Source organism: Salifodinibacter halophilus, from assembly GCA_012999515.1.
Taxonomy (GTDB): domain Bacteria; phylum Pseudomonadota; class Gammaproteobacteria; order Nevskiales; family Salinisphaeraceae; genus Salifodinibacter; species Salifodinibacter halophilus.
On sequence record JABEEB010000758.1, the window covers coordinates 1 to 235 of the forward strand.

Below are 235 nucleotides of genomic sequence, written 5' to 3' on the forward strand. Positions count from 1 at the left end.
ACCGGGAGATGCTGTCATGAGTACCCCTCGTTCATTGCCACTCGCCACTGCCGCCCAGGTTCGCCAGGAGGTCCACCGGGCAGCTCGCGGAGTGCGCGGCTACTTCATCGGGGCAATCGTGGTGATCACGGCGGCGTCTCTGCTTGATCTGACGGTGCCGGTGGCCACCGGCTGGATCATTGACGCGGCCAAGGCTCACCGTCCGACCTCGGCGCTGCTTACCCCGGCGTTGGTA

1 protein-coding gene is annotated in these 235 nt (G+C 66.0%); it reads left to right on the top strand.

All coding sequences use genetic code 11. The annotated features are described in order from the left end of the window. Positions 1 to 16: 16 nt before the first annotated feature. Positions 17 to 235: ABC transporter ATP-binding protein (locus HKX41_13615; protein ID NNC25171.1), on the top strand; the 219-nt coding region annotated here is incomplete at its 3' end.